Here is a 20031-nt window from a genome sequence, read left to right as displayed (position 1 = left end):
ATGCCGATAGGGCACCGGCTATGCGCGCTTCCTCACCCAGCGCACGCCCTGCGGCGTGTCCTCCAGCAGGATGCCTTCGTCGGCCAGCTGCTTGCGGATCGCGTCGGCGCGGGCGAAGTCGCGCGCCTTCTTCGCTTCGGTACGTTCATCGACTAGCGCCTGGATGCGGACGTCATCGTCGCTGCCCGCGCCGCGGGCGAACCACGCGGCCGGGTCCTGCTGCAGCAGGCCGAGCGCGCGGCCCGCGCCCAGCAACTGCGCCTTCAGCGCGGCTTTCTCTTCGTTCGAGCCGGCCTTGCGCGCCTCGCCGGCGATGCGCGCGAGTTCCGCCAGCGCCGCCGGGGTGTTGAGGTCGTCGCACAGCGCGGTTTCGATGCTGGCTGGGATCGTCGCCGCGGCCTCCACGTCGGTCAGGTCGCGCAGGGTGCCGTACAGCCGGTCGAGGGTGCGCACCGACTGTTCGATCAGGCCGTCCGACCATTCCAGCGGCTGCCGGTAGTGCGCGGAGAGCAGGGCGTAGCGCAGGGCTTCCGGCGGGTGCGCCTGCACCAGTTCGTGCACGCGCTGGATGTTGCCAACGGACTTGGCCATCTTGGCGCCGCCGAAGTTCAGCATGCCGTTGTGCAGCCAGAACCGCGCGAACGGCTTGCCGCCGTGCGCGCATTCGCTCTGCGCCACTTCGTTCTCGTGGTGCGGGAACTGCAGGTCCACGCCGCCGGCGTGGATGTCGATGGTTTCGCCCAGGTGGGCCTCGGCCATCGCCGAGCATTCGATGTGCCAGCCCGGGCGGCCGCGGCCCCAGGGCGAGTCCCAGCCCGGCAGGTCGTCGCTGGACGGCTTCCACAGCACGAAGTCGCCGGGGTCGCGCTTGTAGGGCGCCACTTCGACCCGCGCGCCGGCCAGCATCTCGTCGGTGTCGCGGCGCGAGAGCTTGCCGTAGCCGGGGAAGCTGGCCACCGAGAACAGCACGTGGCCCTCCGCCACGTAGGCGTGGCCGTCGGCGATCAGGCGCTCGATCATCGCGATCATCTGCGGCATGTGCGCGGTGGCCGCCGGCTCGATGTCGGGCGCGAAGGCGCCGCTGACGCCCAGTGCCGCCATGTCCTGCCGGTAGGCGGCGGCGTACTTGTCGGTGATGGTGGCGATCGGCACGCCCAGTTCCTTCGCCGCCGCGTTGATCTTGTCGTCCACGTCGGTGATGTTGCGGGCGTAGCGCAGGTGGCCGAAGCGGCGGCGCAGCAGCGCGGCCAGCACCCCGAACACCACTGGTCCGCGGGCATTGCCGATGTGCACGTAGTTGTAGACGGTCGGTCCGCACAGGTACATGGTCGGACCGGCCGGATCCTGCGGCATGAACGGTTCGATGCGGCGGGTCAGGCTGTTGTAAAGATGTAGGTCCATGGCGGCGTGAGGCATGCGGGGCGCCATTGTAGCGGGGTGCCCGTGGCGCGGTCGCGGCGCGCCGCGACAGCGACGATTCATGCGCCGGCTGACGCCCGCCGATACACTCCGGGCATGCCGATGCGTCCCCTCTTTCCCCTTCTCGCCCTGCCGACGGGCCTGCTCGCGTGCACGCTGGCGGCGGCGCAAGATGCTCCGCGCGAGGCGGTGGTGCCGGTGGAGAACGTGCGCTACGACTACGCCCAGGTGCTGTCGGTGCGCCCGGTCTACCAGACCCTGCGCACCACCAGCATGGAAAAGGTCTGCGACCCGCGTGAGCCGACCAGGAGCGTGACCCTGGCGCGGGTGATGAACGCCGTGCGCGACCGCCTGTCACCTAGCAAGGAAGGCGAGGGCGAGACTTGCCGGATGGAGCCTGTGACCAAGGAATACCGCCGCACGATCGCCTACGATGTCGATTACATGTACCGCGGCAGCAAGTTCCGCACGCGCATGGACAGCGATCCCGGCAACCGCCTGCGCATCCGCATTTCCATCACCCCGCATCCGGTCGAATAAGTCCCAGGGCCTGCCGCCCATCTCCGCCCGCTTGCGCCGGCTGCCCCGGCGTGCGAGCATGCGCGCCTCGATGAACGCCCACCTCGCCACGCGCCACGCTGACTCCGCCCGGATGGCCTCCGGCATGACCTCGCGCGCGCGCCGACCGGAACCCGCCACTGCTGGGTAATCCGGAGCGTTTTCCTGCGTCTTGCTTCCGAAACCCGGCCCCCGCGCCGGGTTTTTTCGTTTCTTCCGTCACCTTCCGCGAGTTCGCCCATGAAGCATTTCCTCAACACCCAGGACTGGAGCCGCCCCGACCTGGACGCCCTGTTGGCGCAGGCCGCCGTGTTCAAGCGCGAGAAGCTCAGCGGCGCGATGAAGGGGCGCGCGATCGCGCTGGTGTTCTTCAACCCCTCGATGCGCACCCGCACCAGCTTCGAAATCGGCGCGTTCCAGCTCGGCGGCCACGCGGTGGTGCTGCAGCCGGGCAAGGACGCCTGGCCGATCGAGTTCGACCTCGGCACGGTGATGGACGGCGAGGCCGAGGAGCACATCGCGGAAGTGGCGCGGGTGCTGGCGCGCTACGTGGACCTGATCGGCGTGCGCGCGTTCCCGAAGTTCGTGGACTGGGCGCAGGACCGCGAGGACAAGGTGCTGCGCGCCTTCGCCAGGTATTCCACGGTGCCGGTGATCAACATGGAGACGATCACCCACCCCTGCCAGGAGCTGGCCCACGCGCTGGCGTTGCAGGAGCACTTCGGCACCACCGACCTGCGCGGCAAGAAGTTCGTGCTGACCTGGACCTACCATCCCAAGCCGCTGAACACCGCGGTGGCCAATTCCGCGCTGACCATCGCCACCCGCATGGGGATGGACGTCACCCTGCTGTGCCCGACTCCGGACTACGTGCTGGACGAGCGCTACCTGGGCTGGGCGCAGGCGAACGTGGCCGAATCCGGCGGCAGCTTCGCGATCAGCCACGACATCGAATCGGCCTACCGCGGCGCCGACGTGGTGTACGCCAAGAGCTGGGGCGCGCTGCCGTATTTCGGCAACTGGGGCCCCGAGAAGCCCATCCGCGACCAGTACAGGCACTTCATCGTGGACGAGGCCAAGATGGCGCTGACCAACGATGGCGTGTTCAGCCACTGCCTGCCGCTGCGCCGCAACGTGAAAGCCACCGACGCGGTGATGGATTCCCCGCGCTGCATCGCCATCCATGAGGCTGAGAACCGCCTGCACGTGCAGAAGGCGGTGATGACCGCGCTGCTGCGCTGAACCAACTTTTCCCGGTTTTCTCCCCCTTTTCTGTCCGGACACCCCACATGACCTCTCCCAACGACTCCCGCGACATCGTCCTTGCCTTCTCCGGCGGCCTCGATACCAGCTTCTGCGTGCCTTACCTCAAAGAGCAGGGATGGACCGTGCACACCGTGTTCGCCGATACCGGCGGCGTGGACGCGGAGGAGCGCGCCACCATCGAGGCGCGCGCCGCCGAGCTGGGCGTGGCCTCGCACGTCACCGTGGACGGTGGCCCGGCGCTGTGGGCCGGCTTCGTCAAGCCGTTCGTGTGGGCCGGCGAGCCCTACCAGGGCCAGTACCCGCTGCTGGTGTCCGACCGCTACCTGATCGTGGACGCCACCCTGGCGCGCGCGCGCGAACTGGGCACCAATGCGATCGCGCACGGCTGCACCGGGATGGGCAACGACCAGGTGCGCTTCGACCTGGCGGTGAAGGCCTCCGGCGATTACCGCATCGTCGCCCCGATCCGCGAGATCCAGAAGGAGCACACCCAGACCCGCGCCTTTGAACAGGCCTACCTGGAAGCACGCGGCTTCGGCGTGCGCGCCAAGCAGAAGGCCTACACGATCAACGAGAACCTGCTGGGCGTGACGTTGTCCGGCGGCGAGATCGACGCCTGGGAAGCGCCGGGCGAAGGTGCGCGCGGTTGGTGCGCGCGCCGCGAGCAGTGGCCGGCCGAGCCACTGGAAGTGGCGCTGCGCTTCGAGAACGGCGAGGCGGTGGCGCTGGATGGCACGCCGCTTCCGGGCGAGAAGATCCTGGCCAAGCTCAATACCATGTTCGCCCAGTACGGGGTCGGCCGCGGGATGTACACCGGCGACACCACGATCGGGCTGAAAGGGCGGATCGTGTTCGAGGCCCCGGGCCTGGCCGCGCTGCTGGCCGCGCACCGCGCGCTGGAGGAGGCGGTGCTGACCAAGCAGCAGAACCGCTTCAAGCCGGAAGTGGCGCGCAAGTGGGTGGAGCTGGTGTACGAGGGCTTCTACCACGACCCGCTCAAGACCGACCTGGAGGCCTTCCTCGCCAGCAGCCAGCGCATGGTGAACGGCGAGGTGGTGCTGCGCACCACCGGCGGGCGGGTGGACGCGGTGGCGGTGCGTTCGCCGCACCTGCTGCATGCCAAGGGCGCCACCTACGCGCAGTCGGCCGACTGGGGCGTGGAGGAGGCCGAGGGCTTCATCAAGCTGTTCGGCATGAGCAGCACCCTGTGGGCCGAGGTCAACGGGGGCAAGAGCGGCGGGCAGGGCCGTGGCTGACATGCTTGATGCGGTCCTGCGCCACCTCGACGTATTGGTGTCTTTCGACACCCGCAACCCGCCGCGCCGGATCGGCACCGGCGGGATCTTCGACTACCTGCGCGCGCAGTTGCCGGGTTTCCGCTGCGACGTGGTCGACCACGGCGACGGCGCGGTGTCGCTGCTGGCCGTGCGCGGCACGCCGACGCGGGTGTTCAACGTGCACCTCGACACGGTGCCGTCCTCGGATGCCTGGAGCGCCGATCCGCTGCGCCTGCGGGTGGTGGGCGAGCGCGCCATCGGACTTGGTGCCTGCGACATCAAGGGCGCGGCGGCCGGCCTGCTGGCCGCGGCGAACGCCACCGATGGCGATGCCGCGTTCCTGTTCTCCAGCGACGAGGAGGCGAACGACCCGCGCTGCATCGTGGCCTTCCTCGCCGAAGACCGCGGCTTCAGCGAGGCGATCATCGCCGAGCCGACCCGCTGCGAGGCGGTGCTGGCGCATCGCGGCATCAGTTCGGTGCTGCTGAAATTCAGGGGCGAGGCGGGGCATGCCTCCGGCGCCAACGCGCTACAGGCCAATGCGCTGCACCAGGCGATGCGCTGGGGCGCGAATGCACTGGCGCTGGTGGAAGGCGAGGCGCACGCGCGCTTTGGTGGCCTCGCCGGCCTGCGCTTCAACATCGGCAAGGTCGAGGGCGGGATCAAGGCCAACGTGATCGCGCCGAGCGCGGAGGTGCGCTTCGGGTTCCGGCCGCTGCCATCGCACGACATCGATGCGCTGCACGCCCGCTTCGGCAGCTGCGCCGCGCCCGGCGCGCTGGAGCGCTACGAGGAAACCTTCCGCGGGCCGTCGCTGCCGGCCGGCGACCCGGCCGATGCCGAGCCGCGCCGGCAGGCCGCGCAGGCGCTGGCCGAACGCCTGGGCCTGGCGGTCGGCCCGGCGGTCGATTTCTGGACCGAGGCCTCGCTGTTCTCGCAGGCCGGCCTGACCGCGTTCGTGTACGGCCCGGGCGACATCGCCCAGGCGCATACCGCCGACGAATGGGTGGCGCTGGAGCAGCTGCAGCGCTATGCCGAGTCCATCACCCGTATCCTTGGAAATTGAAGCCAACGTGACACCGATCCTCCATCCCCACGCCGTGCACGACCCGCAGACGCGGCAGACCATCGTGCGCCTGCTGTCCAGCATGGGCAGCGCGAAGGAAATCAGCCAGTACCTCAAGCGCTTCTCGCAGCTCGACGCGGCGCGCTTCGCGGTGGTCAAGGTCGGCGGCGCGGTGCTGCGCGACGACCTCGACGCGCTGGTGTCCTCGCTCGCCTTCCTGCAGGACGTGGGCCTGACCCCGATCGTCATCCACGGCGCCGGCCCGCAGCTGGACCTGGAGCTGGCCGCCGCCGGCATCGAAAAGCAGACCATCGACGGCCTGCGCGTCACCTCGCCGGAGGCACTGGCCATCGTGCGCCGGGTGTTCCATGCGCAGAACCTGAAGCTGGTGGAAGCGCTGCAGGCGAGCGACGCGCGCGCGACGTCGATCGTGTCCGGCGTGTTCGAGGCCGACTATCTCGACCGCGAACGCTATGGCCTGGTGGGCGAGGTGAAGCGGGTGGAGCTGGCGCCGATCCAGGCCAGCCTGCAGGCCGGCTCGATCCCGGTGATCGCCTCCCTGGGCGAGACCGCCGGCGGGCAGATCCTCAACATCAATGCCGACTTTGCTGCCAACGCGCTGGTGCGGGAGCTGCAGCCGTACAAGATCGTGTTCCTGACCGGCACCGGCGGGCTGCTGGATGCCGATGGCAAGGTCATCGATTCGATCAACCTGTCCACCGAGTACGACCACCTGATGCAGCAGCCGTGGATCGACGGCGGCATGCGGGTGAAGATCGCGCAGATCAAGGACCTGCTGGACGGCCTGCCGCAGGCCTCGTCGGTGTCGATCACGCGCCCGGCCGAGCTGGCCAAGGAGCTGTTCACCCACAAGGGTTCGGGCACGCTGGTGCGGCGCGGCGAGCGCGTGCTGCAGGGGCAGGCGTGGAGCGACTTCGACCTGCCGCGCCTGCGCGGGTTGATCGAGTCGGCCTTCGGGCGCCGGCTGGTACCGGACTATTTCGAGACCACCCGCCTGCATCGGGCCTATGTCAGCGAGCACTACCGCGCCGCGGTGATCCTGACCCGCGAGGACGCCGGCCTCTACCTCGACAAGTTCGCGGTGCTGGACGAGGCGCAGGGCGAAGGCCTGGGCCGCGCGGTGTGGCAGGTGATGCGCGAGCAGACCCCAGCGCTGTTCTGGCGCTCGCGCCACGGCAACCCGGTGAATGCGTTCTACGATGCCGAATCCGACGGCTGCATCAAGCAGACCCGGTGGAAGGTGTACTGGTACGGCGAGGCCGGGTTCGACCGCATCGCGCGCTACGTGGCGCTGTGCGCGCAGCGGCCGCCGACGTTGGAAGAGCCGGGCGGGGAGGGAGGCGCATGAAGACCTTGCGGATCGGGATCGTGGGTGCGCGCGGCCACGTGGGCGCGGAACTGATCGGCCTGCTGGCCGGGCACCCGGCGTTCGAACTGGCCTACGTCACCTCGCGCGAGCTGGATGGGCGGGCCCTGGCCGACCACGTGCCCGGCTACCGCGGCGGGTTGCACTACACCTCGCCGGCCTACGAATCCCTGCCCGAGCTGGGCGCGGATGCGGTGGTGCTGGCACTGCCCAACGGCAAGGCCGGCCATATCGTGCAGCAGTTCGACGATGCCGGGGCGGATGCGGTGCTGCTGGACCTGTCGGCGGACTACCGCTTCGACCCCGGCTGGTACTACGGCTTGCCGGAGTTGACCCGCACCCGCTATGCCGGCCAGCGCCGGATCAGCAATCCCGGCTGCTACGCCACCGCGATGCAGCTGGCGATCGCGCCGATGCTGGGCGTGCTGGACGGGCCGGTGCAGTGCTTCGGCGTATCCGGCTATTCCGGCGCTGGCACCACCCCGTCCGAGCGCAACGACCCGGCGCTGCTGCACGACAACCTGATGCCGTACGCGCTCACCGGGCACCTGCACGAGCGCGAGGTCGCGCACGCGCTGGGGCATCCGGTGGAGTTCATGCCGCACGTGGCGCCGCATTTCCGCGGTCTTACCGTCACCTGCAACCTGCACCTGGCGATCGCGTTCGAGCGCGACGAGGTGCTTTCGCGCTACCGCGGCCGCTATGCCGGCGAGCGCCTGGTGCGGGTGCAGGAGCCGGCACCCTGGGTGAGCCGGATCGCCGGCGCCCAGCATGTCGAACTGGGCGGGTTCGCGCTGTCCGCCGACGGTCGCCGGCTGGTGGTGGTGGCGACCGAGGACAACCTGCTGAAGGGCGCGGCGACGCAGGCGCTGCAGAACCTCAACCTGGCGTTCGGGTTCGACGAACTGACGGGCATTCCCCTGGCCCCGGAGGCGGCATGAGCGAGTTGCTTTGGCAAAAACCCGGCGTGCAGGTGGATGCCGGCATCCAGGCCTTCCTGGCCGGGGACGACGTGCTGCTGGACCGCGAGTTCTTCCTGCACGACATCGCCGCCAGTGCCGCGCATGCCGAGGGCCTGCAGCGCATCGGCATCCTCACCCAGGACGAAGTGGTCGGCCTCAAGCGCGAGCTGGCCACGCTGGCCGAGGACTTCCGCAGCGGCGCGTTCGTGCTGGACGCGCGCTTCGAGGACGGCCACTCCGCGATCGAGGCGCGCCTGACCGAACGTCTGGGCGATGCCGGCCGCAAGATCCACACCGGGCGCAGCCGCAACGACCAGGTGCTGGCGGCCACGCGGCTGTGGCTGAAGGCGCAGCTGGAACGGCTGGCGGCGCTGGCGCAAGCGATTGCGAAGATCGCGCTGGACCGCGCCGAAGCCGAGCAGGCGCTACCGCTGCCGGGCTATACCCACCTCCAGCGCGCGGTGGTGTCCTCCGCCGGGATGTGGTGGGCGGGCTGGGCCGAGGCCTTCATCGACGATGCCCTGCGCGCGCGCGACACCCTGGCGCTGGTGGACTGCAATCCGCTCGGCACCGCCGCCGGCTACGGCGTCAACCTGCGGCTGGACCGCGAGCACACCACGCAGGCGCTGGGCTTTGCGCGCATGCAGGTGTCGCCGGTCTATGCGCAGCTTTCGCGCGGCAAGTTCGAGCTGGCCGCGCTGGAGGCCCTCGGCAGCGCCACCCTCGACCTGCGCCGGCTCGCCTGGGACCTGTCGCTGTTCACCAGCGCCGAGTTCGGTTTCGTCGCGCTGCCGGCGCAGTACACCACCGGCAGTTCGATCATGCCGAACAAGCGCAACCCCGACGTGATCGAGCTGCTGCGCGCCACCCACGCCAGCGTGGCGGCGGCGCGCACCGAGATCGAGCAGCTGCTCTCGCTCCCCTCCGGCTACCACCGCGACCTGCAGGCGTCCAAGGGCGCGATCGTGCATGGCTTCCGCCGCGGGCTGGCGGCGCTGGCGCTGTTGCCGGACCTGCTGGCCAACCTCGCATGGCGGCCGGAGCGGATGCGCGCGGCGATCGATGCCGGCATGTACGCCACCGACGTGGCGGTGGAAGCGGCGATCGCCGGGGTGCCGTTCCGCGAGGCCTACAAGGCCGCGGCCGCGGATGCCGAGGCGGCCGGGCAGGGCAGGGCGCCGGAAGATTCGCTGGCCGCGCGCACCTCGCCCGGTGCGGCCGCCGACCTGCGCCTGCAGGCCCTGCGCGCGCGCTGGGACGCACTGGGCATGCCCACGGCGTAATCCTGCGGGAGTTGTTGTCCGTTCAGTGCGCCCCGGTGGCGGCCTGGGCGGCCGCGCCGCTCGCTGTCGCGGAGGCTGGCGCTGCGGGCACGGGCCCCGGCGAAGGCATGGCCGGGACTGGCCCGGCCACCGGCACCGGCAGCACCTCGGTCTTGCCCAGTGCCTCGTCCGCCGCGGCCTGGGTCATCACCACGATGCTGATGCGGCGGTTGATGGGGTTGAGCGGGTTCTGCTTGTCGAACAGCACCGAGGAGCCGAAGCCGATCACCCGCACCACCTTGTCCGGCTGCATGCCGCCTTCCAGCAGGGCGCGGCGGGCGGCGTTGGCGCGGTCGGCGCTGAGCTCCCAGTTGCTGTAGCCGATGCGGCTGGCGTAGTTGGCGGTATCGGTATGCCCGGCGATGGTGATCAGGTTGGGCACGCGATTCACGAACTGGCCAAGCTCGTGCAGGATGCCGACGGTATAGGGCATCAGCTTGGCGCTGCCGAGGTCGAACATCGGCCGGTTCAGCTTGTCCACGATCTGGATGCGCAGCCCTTCCGGCGTGATGTCCAGCAGCAGCTGGTCTTTGAACGGCTCCAGCGCCTGGCTCTTGGCGATCGCCTCTTGTAGATCCTTCATCAACTGCTCCAGCCGGTTTTGATCGAGCTTGCGCTGATCCATATCGGCGGGCGGTTGGTCTTTGCGCGGCGCGCGGGTCAGTTCCTTGCCGTCGTTCTTCGGCAGCTCCATGGTGCCACCCAGCTTGATCATCGAGGTGCTGGCGCCGCCCGGCCCGTTCTGGCCCTGCGCCTTCACCGTGCTCTCGCCGGCCACCGGGCTCGGGTTCTTGAAGTAGTCGGAGATCGCCTCGCGCTGCTTGGTGGTCAGCGCGCCCACCAGCCACATCACCAGGAAGAACGCCATCATCGCGGTGACGAAGTCGGCATACGCCACCTTCCACGAACCACCGTGGTGGCCACCACCCTGGATCTTCTTGACCCGGCGGATGATGACCGTGGATTTGTCATCCTTGCGGGCCATCGGTCATTTCAGATTTTTCAGATGCTGCTCGAACTCTAGGAAGCCCGGGCGCATGTCGGTGGGCACGGTCTTGCGTGCGAACTCCAGCGCGATCTTCGGCGGATAGCCGCGCAGGCTGGCGATCAGTGCGGTCTTGACCGATTCGTAGATGCGCGAATCCTGCTCGGCGCGGGCCTCGATGGCGGAGGCCAGCGGCCCCACGAAGCCGTAGGCCAGCAGGATGCCGAGGAAGGTGCCCACCAGCGCGCCCGCCACGTGCGCGCCGACCTGGGCGATATCGCCGCCGATCGAGCCCATGGTGATGACGATGCCGAGCACCGCGGCCACGATGCCGAACCCGGGCAGGCTGTCGGCGACCCGCGTCAGCGCATGCGCCGGGGCCAGGGCCTCGTGGTGGTGCTTTTCCAGTTCCAGTTCGAGCAGCGGCTCGAGCTCGTGCGGCTCGATATTGGAGCCAATCATCAGGCGCAGGCAGTCGGTGATGAAATCCATCAGGTGGTGGTCCTTCTGGATGTCCGGGTACGCGGAAAACAGGGCGCTTTCCGCCGGATTCTCCACGTGGCTCTCCAGCGCCATGAAACCTTCCTTGCGCGCACGGTTCAGCAGTTCGTACAGCAGGCTCAGCGCGTTCAGATAATCGGAACTCTTGTAGCGAGGCCCCTTGAAGACCCCCGCGATGGCGGCCACGGTTTCCTTCACGGTCTTGATCGGGGTGCCGACCAGGAACGCGCCGATCGCGGCACCGCCGATGATCACGAATTCAAACGGCTGCCACAGGGCGGCCAGTTTTCCGTGCGATCCGAGGAAACCGCCGACCACGCTGAGCAGGACGACGGCGAAACCAACGAGAATGAGCATGCGCGGGCGGGACGGATGCAGCCAGAGGAAACTGCATTATTGCCGTTCATTGCGGTGTTTGTAATCCCGGGCTGCATCGGTTTGCCCAATCACCCCGGAATCCGGGCAGCGGGCAGATACCGGGGGGGGATACGGCATCCGCCGCAACCGGCGGACAGATCGGCATACCCAGTTCGCGCTATGCCTTATCGCGAATAGGCCGCCCGAGAATGGCTTCCTAGACTCGCCGGATCGTGCAGGCCGGGCCTGCCGTTTGCCCGGGAGTCGCCTGCATGCCCCGCACGCCCTGCATCCTGATCGGCCTGTTCTCGCTGTGGCTGATGGCGCCACCGGTTGCGGCCGGTTGTGCCCCTGCTGCGGCGCTGGCCGCCGCCACCGTTTCCGCGCAGGCCGGGCAGGTGCCGCCGGCGCCGCCGCCCGCGCCGCCCGCCGAAGACGCCAGCCGCGAGGCACGCGAAGTGCTGGCCGCCATCGGCCGGCTGGACGATGCCGATACCGCGCTGTCGCTGGCCGCCGAAGGGGCCGCCTTGTATGCGCGCGAGCCGGTCAAGCTGGATGGCTACGCCTATTGCAGCCAGGCGGTGGAGCTGGCCGAACAGGGCGAGTTCCGCGAGAGCGCGCGGGCCGCCAGCAAGGCCCTGCACGTGGCGCTGCAGACCGGCAATACCGATCTGCTCGGCAAGGCCTACCGCGACCTGGCGATTGCCTTCAATTATGCGGGCCAGCTCGAGCGGGCCGAGCAATTCGCCAACCTGGCGCTCAAATACCCGGGGCTGGAACCGCCGCTGGTGAATGGCCCGGCGCGCAAGATCCTGGGCGACGTGCGCACCCGCCAGGGGCGCTATGCCGAGGCGATCGCCGCCTATGAGCAGGCGACGCGGGACAGCTCGCCGCGGTTCGCGCCGCTGGTGCAGGCCTCGCTGGCCAATGCCCTGATCCTGTCCGGCGATCTGGCGCGCGCGCGTGCGACCCTCGATGCCCTGGTCGAGCCGGCCGATGCCCGTCAGCGTGCCCAGCTGCAGCGCATCCACGGGCGGCTGCTGCTGGCCGAAGGCAAGCCGGCCGAGGCATTGGCGGTGTACCGCCAGTTGGCGGAGGCGCCAGCGTCCGGGGATGAAGGGTTCTATCGCGCCTGGGCGCTGGACGGCATCTCCCGCAGCGAGCAGGCCCTTGGCCAGGATGCCGCGGCCGCGCAGGCGCTGGACCAGGCGATCGACGAGTTCGACAAGGCGCGCGCGCAGTTCCGCAGCGACGAATTCAAGATGGGCCTGTTCTCCGACCTGCAGTCGGTGTTCGAGCGCGCGATCGCGTTGCACAGCAAGCTCGGGCAGCCGGCACAGGCGTTCGACATCAGCGAGCGCAGCCGCGCCCGCGCGCTGCTGGATGCGGTGGCCGGGCGGGCCGAGATCGACCGCGGCGAGGCGGCGGCGCTGGATGCCGACACCCTGCGCGCGATGCTGGCCCCGGACGAGGTGGTGGTGGCCTACCACACCTTGCCGGACCGCCTGCTGGCCTGGGTGCTGACCCGCGACGGCGTGCGCGAAGTGGCGTTTCCGGTGGCGCTGCCGCGCGCCGACCTGGCGCGGCTGGTGGATGCCTACCGCGATGCCTTGATCCGGATCAGCTCGAATGCGCCTGCGGTCAGCGACAAGATCGGCCAGCTGCTGCTGGCGCCGCTGCAGGTGCCGGCCGGCAAGCGGCTGGTGATCGTCCCCCACGGGCCGCTGCACTACCTGCCGTTCCAGGCGCTGCGGCTGGACGGGCAGTACCTGATCGAGCGCAATCCGATGTCGATCGCGCCCTCGATCAGCATCGCCGCGCGCCTGACCCAGCGCACGCCCAAGGCGTCGGCGCGGCTGCTGGCGTTCGGCAATCCCGCGATCAATCCCGACGTGGCCGACCCGCTGCCCGGTGCCGAGCGCGAGGTGCAGGAGTTGGCGCGCCAGTTCCCCGGCGCGCGCCTGTACTTCCGCGAGCAGGCCAACAAGGACAACTTCCTCAAGGACGCACCGGCCTCGCCGCTGGTGCACGTGGCTGCGCACGCGATGGCCGACACCCTGGACCCGCTGCACTCCAAGGTCCTGCTGGCGGACGAGAACGGCCAGCCGAACTATCTGGAAGCCAAGGACGTGATGGGCATGAAGCTGGGCGGGGTGGCGATGGTGGCGCTGTCGGCCTGCGAGTCCGGGCTGGGGCGGGTGGACAACGGCGACGAGGTGCTGGGCTTCACCCGTTCGTTCCTGTCTGCCGGCACCTCGACCCTGCTGGCCTCGCTGTGGCCGGTGTCGGATGCGGCCACCGAACAGTTGATGACCACCCTGTATGCCGACCTCGCCAAGGGCGAGAAGGTGCAAGACGCGATGCGCGACGCCCAGCGCACGGTGCTGGCCAATCCGCAGACCGCGCATCCGTATTACTGGGCGCCGTTCAACCTGATCGGCAATTGGCGGCTGCAGGTGGCGCCATGAATGCGACTGGCGCCAGGGCAGGGACAGCAAGGAGCACGATGATGCCGAATACAGGTCGGACTCTACTGGCAGTGGCGGTGGCGCTGGGCGGCCTGGCGGCCGCGCCGGCGCGCGCCGGCGACGGAGCGGATGCCGGCCCCGCACCGGCGGTCGCAACGCCTCCCGCGGCGGCCGATCCGCAGCAGGCGCAATCCTTGCCGGAGCCGCCGATGGCCGCGCAGGCGCAGGCCAGTTTCGTGCTGCGCGGGGTGGAGTTCAGCGGCGTCACCGGCGTGCCGGAGGCGGAGCTGCAGGCGGCGGTGGCCCCCTGGATCGGCAAGACGGTGGGCTTCGCCGATCTGGAGCAAATGGCGGCGCGTGCGGCCGCGGTGTATCGCCGCCACGGCTTCGCGCTCGTGCAGGTGTTCGTGCCGGTGCAGGAAGTGGTGGACGGGCGCGTGCGCCTGAGCGTGGTGGAAGGCCGCCTGGGCGAGGTGGCGATCAACCTGGCTCCCGAGGCGCCGATCACCCGCGAACGGGTGGCGCGCACGCTGGCGATCCTGGAGCCGGGCAAGCCGCTCAACAACCGCGACTACGAGCGCGCGATGCTGCTGCTTTCGGACCTGCCGGGCATCCGTCCGCAATCGGCCATCAGCCTCGGCAGCGCCTCCGGCGCCAGCGACCTGACGGTGCAGGTGGGCGCGCTGGAGCGGGTGAAGTACGGCCTGGAGCTGGACGACTACGGCACCCGCGATTCCGGCCGCCTGCGCCTGACCGGCAGCCTGCGCTGGGCCAGCCCGTTCGAGCGCGGCGACAACCTCGATCTGCGGGTGATGGCCGCGCAGGGGATGCACACCGCATTCGGGCGGATTTCCTACGAATCGCCGGTGGGCTATTCCGGGTTGCGCCTCGGCGGCGGCCTGGCGCGCGTGCAGTACGAGCTGGGCGGGCCGTTTGCGCCACTCAAGCCCACCGGTGTCGGCAACGTGGCCGATCTCTCGTTCAGCTACCCCCTGATCCGGCAGCGCACCGTCAACCTGTTTTTGCGCGGCGTGGCGGACGACAAGCGCCTGACCGACCGCTTCGAGGCCGTTGGCTTCACCAGCCGCAAGCGCATCCACGGCTTCGGCCTGGGGCTGGCGTTCGAGCGCCGCGACCGCTGGGGCGGCGGTGGCTATACCAGCCTCAACGCCCAGCTGTACCGGGGGCAGCTGGATATCCGCGATGCCTTCAGCCGCTTTTTCGACCAGCCTCCATTCGGCTACGGCACCCAGGGCGGGTTCACCAAGTTCACCCTGCAGGCCGCGCGGCTGCAGTACCTGGCCCCGAAGTGGAGCCTGTTCCTGGGCGGCGGGCTGCAGCGCGCCAACAAGAACCTGGATGCCTACGAAAAGCTGTCGCTGGGCGGCCCCAAGGCGGTGCGCGCCTACGCCATCGGCGAGGTGCTGGTGGACGACGGCTGGATCGCCACGGCCGAGCTGCGCCGGCCACTGGACGCACACACCACCGTGTTTTTGTTCTACGACGCCGCGCATGGCGACCAGTTCCATCGTCCGCGGCCGTTCGATCCGGATCTCTCGCGCAGCCTGCGTGGCTACGGGCTGGGCCTGAACTGGAGCAAGCCCGGCAACGTCACCGTCAACCTCAGCGTGGCCTGGCGCGGCACCGGGCCGGGCGTCACCGACGGCGGCGACCGCAATCCGCGGGTGTTTTGGACGATCCAGAAAGCGTTCTGAGGGCGTGGTGCTACGGGCATCGCCGGTGGCGTGCCCGCGGATGCCGCAGCGAGGGTGTTTCGAGACAGTTGCAAGGATTCTGGGAGAGGACGATGGCCATGCGCATGCACATGACGACCCGCAAGCAGCGGATGCTCCTGCGCCGCAGGCGCCTGGCAGTGGCCCTGGCCGGTGCGCTGGCGATGCCGGTGGCGCCGGCGGTCCTGGCGCAAAGCCTGCCGGATGCCGGCAGCGTCACTTCGGGCTCGGCCACCATCAACCAGGCCGGCACCCAGATGACCATCACCCAGACCAGCCGCGGTGCCATCATCGACTGGGGCAGCTTCAACATCGATCCGGGCTACGGGGTCGTCTTCGACCAGCAGTTCGGCGCCAGCAGCGTGACCTTGAACCGGGTGATCGGCTATGGCGCCGGTCCGGGGCTGTCCACCATCGCCGGCAGCCTCACCGCCAACGGCAGCGTGTTCCTGATCAATCCCGCCGGAATCACTTTCGCGGGCACGGCCCAGGTCAACGTGGGCTCGCTGGTGGCCTCCACCATGGACCTCGCGGATGCCGATTTCCTGGCCGGTATCAGTAGCGGGCAGTACGTCTTCCAGCCGATGACCGCCATTGGCGACCAGCGCATCCAGATCGACCAGGGCGCCCAGATCGCCACCGCCACTGCCGGTACCGTGGCCCTGCTGGGGCGCCAGGTCAGCAATAGCGGCAGCATCAGCGCGCCGGGCGGCAGCGTGCTGTTCGGCTCGGCCGAGAACATCACCCTGGATTTCCAGGGCGACGGCCTGACCATGCTCACCATCCAGGGGCCGGGGATTGCCAAGCCTGCGGCGGGGGGCTGCCCTTCGCTGCCGTGCCCGGGACCGGTGCTGCCCCAGCTGGCCAACTTCGGCACGGTGACGGCCGACGGCGGGCAGATCCTGATGCGGACCGCGGCGACCGCGGCCGCCGCCGGCGGCACGATCGTCAATGCCGGAACCCTGCGCGCGCAGAGCCTGGTCAGCCGCAACGGCCGCATCGAACTCACGTCCGAGGGCGGCCTCATCGCCCTGGGGTTGCCCTCACCCGTGGGTAGCGTCGGGGTGATCGATGTCTCCGGCCAGTCCGGCGCGTCCGGCGGCACCGTGTACATCCGCGGCAGCGATTTTCTGATGTTCAACGACGATCCGAATCCGCTCAATCCGGATCCGGCGTCCAGCGGCAGCCTGATTCTGGCCGCTGGCGATACCTCCGGTGGCGTGGTCGACATCGCGGTCGACAATGTGGCCAGGCTGTATTCGCAGAGCGCAATCCTGGCCAGTGGCAGTAGCGGCAACGGCGGCCAGGTGTCGATCTCGGGCGCCACGATCGAGCTCGGCGCGCGCGCGCAGATCGTCGCCAGCAGTCAGGCAGCCGCCGGCGGACGCATCGACTTGATCGGCGGCAGCGGCGGGATGTCGCTGTTCGGCACGCTCGCCGCGCGCGGCGTCACTGCGGGTGGAGTGATCACCACCAGCACCAGCGCCGACAGCTTCGACTTCCGCGGCCTGCGGGTGGATGCCGGCTCCCCGCTCTCTTCCGGACTCTGGACCTTGAGTCTGCCGGATGTGACCGTGATCGCCGGCAGCGATTCCGGCGAGCTGGACAGCGCCACCGGCGGCACCTACCTGCAGGATGCCGAGCTCAACACGGCATTCGCGAACAACACCCGCATCACCCTGAATTCGGCCGACAGCGTGCTGTTCGACGATGCCCAGATCATCGCGGGCGGCAGCGTCCCGCTGGCGTTCACGGTGAACGCGCAGCGCGCCATCACCGGCTCCGGGTTCTCGATCATCGGCCGCACCGGGCCGCTGGCGATGCGCTTCAACGCCGATGCCGGCGCGGCCAATCCCGGCGATGGCTGGATCGACTTCAGCAACGCCACCCTGGACAGCAACGGTGGCGACATCCTGATGTATGGCCAGTCCGACCAGGCCAACGGCTATGCCAGCGGCAGTGCCAGCGGCATCCGCCTGTTCAATACCGGCATCACCAGCGGCGGTGGCAACGTGCTGCTGCGGGGCGCCAGTACCGGCGATGCGGCAGGCGCGGGCGATGCCGGGGTGTCGCTGGAGCAGGTGCCGATCGATGCAGGAACCGGCCTGCTCAGCATCGTCGGTCGTGGCGCGCAGGCGGCCGGCGGCGTGTGGATCAGCGGCGACTTCGTGGACATCACCGCCGGTGGCGTCGATATCCTCGGGCGCGCCAGCGGTAGCGGGGACGGCGTGGACATCACCGACGTGGGCATCACCACCAGCGGCGGCGATCTCGTGATCGACGGCGAAGGCGGCGGCAACGGGGTGTACTGGCGCGACTATTCCAGCGGGCTGTATGCCAACGGCGGCGACATCCGCATCCACGGAAATGGCAGCGGCGGCGATGGCGTCGTGCTGATCGGCAACCTGGATAGCGGCGGCGGTGCGATCGCCGTCGATGGCCATGGCGGGCAGGGCAGCGGCGTGATCTTCCGCAGCGGCTACAGCGGCGGCATCGCCAGCGGCGGCGGCGATATCGACCTGACCGGAACCGGCTACGTGAACGGCGTGGCCCTGATCGGGTTCGGCTATGGCAACAACCGCCTCGACAGTACGGGCGGTGCGGTCCGCATCGATGGCAGCAGCAGCGGCCTCGACGGCAGCGGCGTCGTGCTGAATTCGATCCAGGTGCTGGCGGGTGCGGGCGATATCCATGTCCAGGGGCTGGGCCCGCAGTCGGAAGGCGTGCGTATGTCGAATGACAGCCGGCTGCAGACGACCAGCGGCGACATCGACCTGGTCAGCGTCGGCTACAACCTCGGTTTCGCGCTGTACGGCGGGCAGATCCTCACCGACACCGGCAATCTCTCGCTGCATGCGCGTGGACTCGGCGCCTACAGCGACGGGCTGGTGATCGGGCAATACGCCAGCCTGGTCAGCAATGGCGGCACCATCGATCTGGCAGGCGAGGGCGGCAGCGGCGCCGGGCTGCGCATCGACGCGCTGGCCTCGGTGGATGCCGGTAGCGGTCTGGTGGTGCTGCGCGCCGGCAACGACGGCAGCAGCGATGCCATCCGCATCGATGGCAGCGTGCGTTCGACCACCGGCGTCAACCTGCGCCCGGGCGGAGTGGACGCCAATGGCCTCGCCTACGACCGCGTCGGCGATGGCATCCTGCTGGGCAGTGGCAACGGCTTTGCGCTGGACGATGCCGAGCTGGACCGGATCGCGACGCCGGAACTGGTGATCGGCAGCAACCAGCATGCCGGCGCGATCCAGGTGCAGCAGGCCATCACCCGTGCCGGCAACCTCACCTTGCAGAACGGCGGCGGCAGCGGCGGGATCGACCTGCAGGCCGGCATCGATGTCGGCAACGCCACCTTGGCACTGCTCAGTGGCGGCAGCATCACGCAATCGGCGGCCGCGGCGATTGTGGCGCACAGCCTGCTGGCGCAGGCCGGTGGCGACGTGCTGCTGGGGGCGGCGCAGAACGACGTGGCCAGCTCCACCCTGGCCGGCTCCGCGGGCGGGGCCTTCCAGTTCCAGGACGCCAACGGGCTGGCGGTCGGCGCGGTGTCGGCGGCGGGCTTCGATGCCGGCAGCGGCAGCCTGGCGAGCGTCGGCAACACGGGCATCAGCGCCGGCGGCAACGTGCTGGTGCGCAACCTCGCCGGCGACCTGGTGCTGAACGCCGGCATCAGCGGCGCCGACATCGACCTGGTGACGGCCGGCACTTTGCAGAACGTGGCCGGTGCCAGCCTCGCGGCCAGTGGCCATTGGCGGGTCTGGGCCAGCACCTGGGTGGGCGAGACCCGCGGCGGCCTGGCCGGCAGCGGCAATCTGCCCAACTACTACGGCTGCGCCTACCTCGGCGCCTGCGGGGTCACCGTCTCCGGTGGCGACAACCACTTCATCTACGTGCAGCAGCCTACCGCGTTCATCACCATCGGTGACGCCACCCGCGAGTACGGGCTGCCCAATCCGGTGTTCAGCTACGGCGTCTCCGGCCTGATCCTGGGCGACCTGGCCGCCTATGCCATCGCCGGCAGTCCGGTCACCGCCGCAACGCCGGGCAGCAACGTGGGCAATTACGCCATCACCGGCAATTTCACCTCGCCGGCCGGCTATGCCATCCAGTGGCTGCCCGGCACGCTGGCGATCACGCCCGCCACCCTGGTGTTCACGGCGGACCCGTTCGCGCGCTTCTATGGCACGCCGAACCCGATCTTCAGCGGGACGATCACCGGCTTCCGCAACGGCGACACCGTGCAGAGCGTGTTCGGCAATCCATCGCCGTGGTATTCACCGGCCGGAATCTTCGCGGTGCCAGGGTTCTATCCGATCTACGGCATTGGCAGCGCGCAGAACTACGTGATCGTGCAGGCGCCGGGCAATGCCACCGCGCTGCGGGTGCTGGAGCCGCTGGCACCGGACCGTCCAATCGACATCGTCGGCGATCCGCCCAACACCTACCTGTACGACCGCAACTTCGCCGGTGCGCCGGCGTGCGCGGTGAACGCGTCGCTGCAGGACGAGGGGCTGGCGGCGGCCGGCGACACCCTGGCCAACGAGTGGTCGAAGGTGCGCACCCGGCCGAACCTGGTCAACTGCTTCGACAGTGAGCAGCGCAGCCGCTGCGGGGATTTCTGAAGTCGCGTGCCGGGCGGCGGGGACAGCCACCCGGCCTAGCCCGAACGGCGTATCGAAATCGCCGCGCGCGGGTAGCAGACTGCAGGCATGCCGCGTTGTCGC

12 protein-coding genes and 1 pseudogene are annotated in these 20031 nt (G+C 69.5%); 10 read left to right on the top strand and 3 right to left on the bottom strand.

The window, feature by feature from the left end; translation table 11 throughout:
• Nucleotides 1–18 precede the first annotated feature (18 nt).
• The gene (gene cysS, locus EDC34_RS01680) at nt 19–1401 is read right to left on the bottom strand and encodes a cysteine--tRNA ligase (protein ID WP_162797654.1); all 1383 of its coding nucleotides are present in this window, start codon (nt 1399–1401) and stop codon (nt 19–21) included.
• A 114-nt stretch (nt 1402–1515) separates the two neighbouring features.
• On the opposite strand from cysS, the gene EDC34_RS01675 reads away from it, so the two are divergent.
• From EDC34_RS01675 to argH, 7 genes are all read left to right on the top strand, one after another.
• Nucleotides 1516–1959, top strand: a complete 444-nt coding sequence (locus tag EDC34_RS01675) for a glycine zipper 2TM domain-containing protein (protein WP_240311029.1) — start codon at nt 1516–1518, stop codon at nt 1957–1959.
• A 258-nt stretch (nt 1960–2217) separates the two neighbouring features.
• The gene (locus tag EDC34_RS01670; protein WP_114959106.1) at nt 2218–3219 is read left to right on the top strand and encodes an N-acetylornithine carbamoyltransferase; all 1002 of its coding nucleotides are present in this window, start codon (nt 2218–2220) and stop codon (nt 3217–3219) included.
• 47 nt (nt 3220–3266) lie between these two features.
• A complete protein-coding gene (locus EDC34_RS01665) occupies nt 3267–4499 on the top strand; it encodes an argininosuccinate synthase (RefSeq protein ID WP_114959105.1) in 1233 nt (410 codons plus the stop codon).
• Entirely contained in the window at nt 4492–5586 is a 1095-nt protein-coding gene (locus EDC34_RS01660; RefSeq protein ID WP_114959104.1) for an acetylornithine deacetylase, read from the top strand. Before EDC34_RS01665 ends, EDC34_RS01660 begins: the two co-directional genes overlap by 8 nt.
• Nucleotides 5587–5668: 82 nt before the next feature.
• Nucleotides 5669–6955 (top strand): acetylglutamate kinase, encoded by a 1287-nt coding sequence (locus tag EDC34_RS01655; RefSeq protein WP_240311038.1) that lies wholly within the window; start codon nt 5669–5671, stop codon nt 6953–6955.
• Nucleotides 6952–7914, top strand: a complete 963-nt coding sequence (argC, locus tag EDC34_RS01650) for an N-acetyl-gamma-glutamyl-phosphate reductase (protein ID WP_114959102.1) — start codon at nt 6952–6954, stop codon at nt 7912–7914. Before EDC34_RS01655 ends, argC begins: the two co-directional genes overlap by 4 nt.
• Entirely contained in the window at nt 7911–9218 is a 1308-nt protein-coding gene (gene argH, locus EDC34_RS01645; RefSeq protein WP_114959101.1) for an argininosuccinate lyase, read from the top strand. Before argC ends, argH begins: the two co-directional genes overlap by 4 nt.
• 28 nt (nt 9219–9246) lie before the next feature.
• Here argH and motB read toward each other — a convergent pair.
• Nucleotides 9247–10242: pseudogene (gene motB / locus EDC34_RS01640) on the bottom strand (flagellar motor protein MotB); the annotation flags it as partial.
• A gap of 3 nt (nt 10243–10245) precedes the next feature.
• A complete protein-coding gene (gene motA, locus EDC34_RS01635; protein WP_114959099.1) occupies nt 10246–11100 on the bottom strand; it encodes a flagellar motor stator protein MotA in 855 nt (284 codons plus the stop codon).
• 272 nt (nt 11101–11372) lie between these two features.
• On the opposite strand from motA, the gene EDC34_RS01630 reads away from it, so the two are divergent.
• The 3 genes from EDC34_RS01630 to EDC34_RS01620 all read left to right on the top strand — a co-directional run bounded on the left by EDC34_RS01630 (nt 11373) and on the right by EDC34_RS01620 (nt 19929).
• Entirely contained in the window at nt 11373–13568 is a 2196-nt protein-coding gene (locus tag EDC34_RS01630) for a CHAT domain-containing protein (RefSeq protein ID WP_205388024.1), read from the top strand.
• Nucleotides 13569–13609: 41 nt separating this feature from the next.
• A complete protein-coding gene (locus EDC34_RS01625; protein WP_162797652.1) occupies nt 13610–15283 on the top strand; it encodes a ShlB/FhaC/HecB family hemolysin secretion/activation protein in 1674 nt (557 codons plus the stop codon).
• Nucleotides 15284–15393: 110 nt separating this feature from the next.
• A complete protein-coding gene (locus EDC34_RS01620; protein WP_165921010.1) occupies nt 15394–19929 on the top strand; it encodes a beta strand repeat-containing protein in 4536 nt (1511 codons plus the stop codon).
• Nucleotides 19930–20031: the final 102 nt, after the last annotated feature.

Origin of the sequence: Thermomonas haemolytica, assembly GCF_004346265.1 — a bacterium.
In the GTDB taxonomy this organism is placed as follows: domain Bacteria; phylum Pseudomonadota; class Gammaproteobacteria; order Xanthomonadales; family Xanthomonadaceae; genus Thermomonas; species Thermomonas haemolytica.
This window is presented reverse-complemented; position numbering and strand designations above follow the sequence as displayed.

What these genes read in the sequence shown, in the direction of transcription:
- EDC34_RS01670 (WP_114959106.1), top strand. Translation starts at nt 2,218, where the DNA reads ATGAAGCATTTCCTCAACACCCAGGACTGGAGCCGCCCCGACCTGGAC.
- argH (WP_114959101.1), top strand. Translation starts at nt 7,911, where the DNA reads ATGAGCGAGTTGCTTTGGCAAAAACCCGGCGTGCAGGTGGATGCCGGC.
- argC (WP_114959102.1), top strand. Translation starts at nt 6,952, where the DNA reads ATGAAGACCTTGCGGATCGGGATCGTGGGTGCGCGCGGCCACGTGGGC.
- EDC34_RS01665 (WP_114959105.1), top strand. Translation starts at nt 3,267, where the DNA reads ATGACCTCTCCCAACGACTCCCGCGACATCGTCCTTGCCTTCTCCGGC.
- cysS (WP_162797654.1), bottom strand. Translation starts at nt 1,401, where the DNA reads ATGGACCTACATCTTTACAACAGCCTGACCCGCCGCATCGAACCGTTC.
- EDC34_RS01630 (WP_205388024.1), top strand. Translation starts at nt 11,373, where the DNA reads ATGCCCCGCACGCCCTGCATCCTGATCGGCCTGTTCTCGCTGTGGCTG.
- EDC34_RS01655 (WP_240311038.1), top strand. Translation starts at nt 5,669, where the DNA reads ATGGGCAGCGCGAAGGAAATCAGCCAGTACCTCAAGCGCTTCTCGCAG.
- EDC34_RS01625 (WP_162797652.1), top strand. Translation starts at nt 13,610, where the DNA reads ATGCCGAATACAGGTCGGACTCTACTGGCAGTGGCGGTGGCGCTGGGC.
- motA (WP_114959099.1), bottom strand. Translation starts at nt 11,100, where the DNA reads ATGCTCATTCTCGTTGGTTTCGCCGTCGTCCTGCTCAGCGTGGTCGGC.
- EDC34_RS01620 (WP_165921010.1), top strand. Translation starts at nt 15,394, where the DNA reads ATGACGACCCGCAAGCAGCGGATGCTCCTGCGCCGCAGGCGCCTGGCA.
- EDC34_RS01675 (WP_240311029.1), top strand. Translation starts at nt 1,516, where the DNA reads ATGCCGATGCGTCCCCTCTTTCCCCTTCTCGCCCTGCCGACGGGCCTG.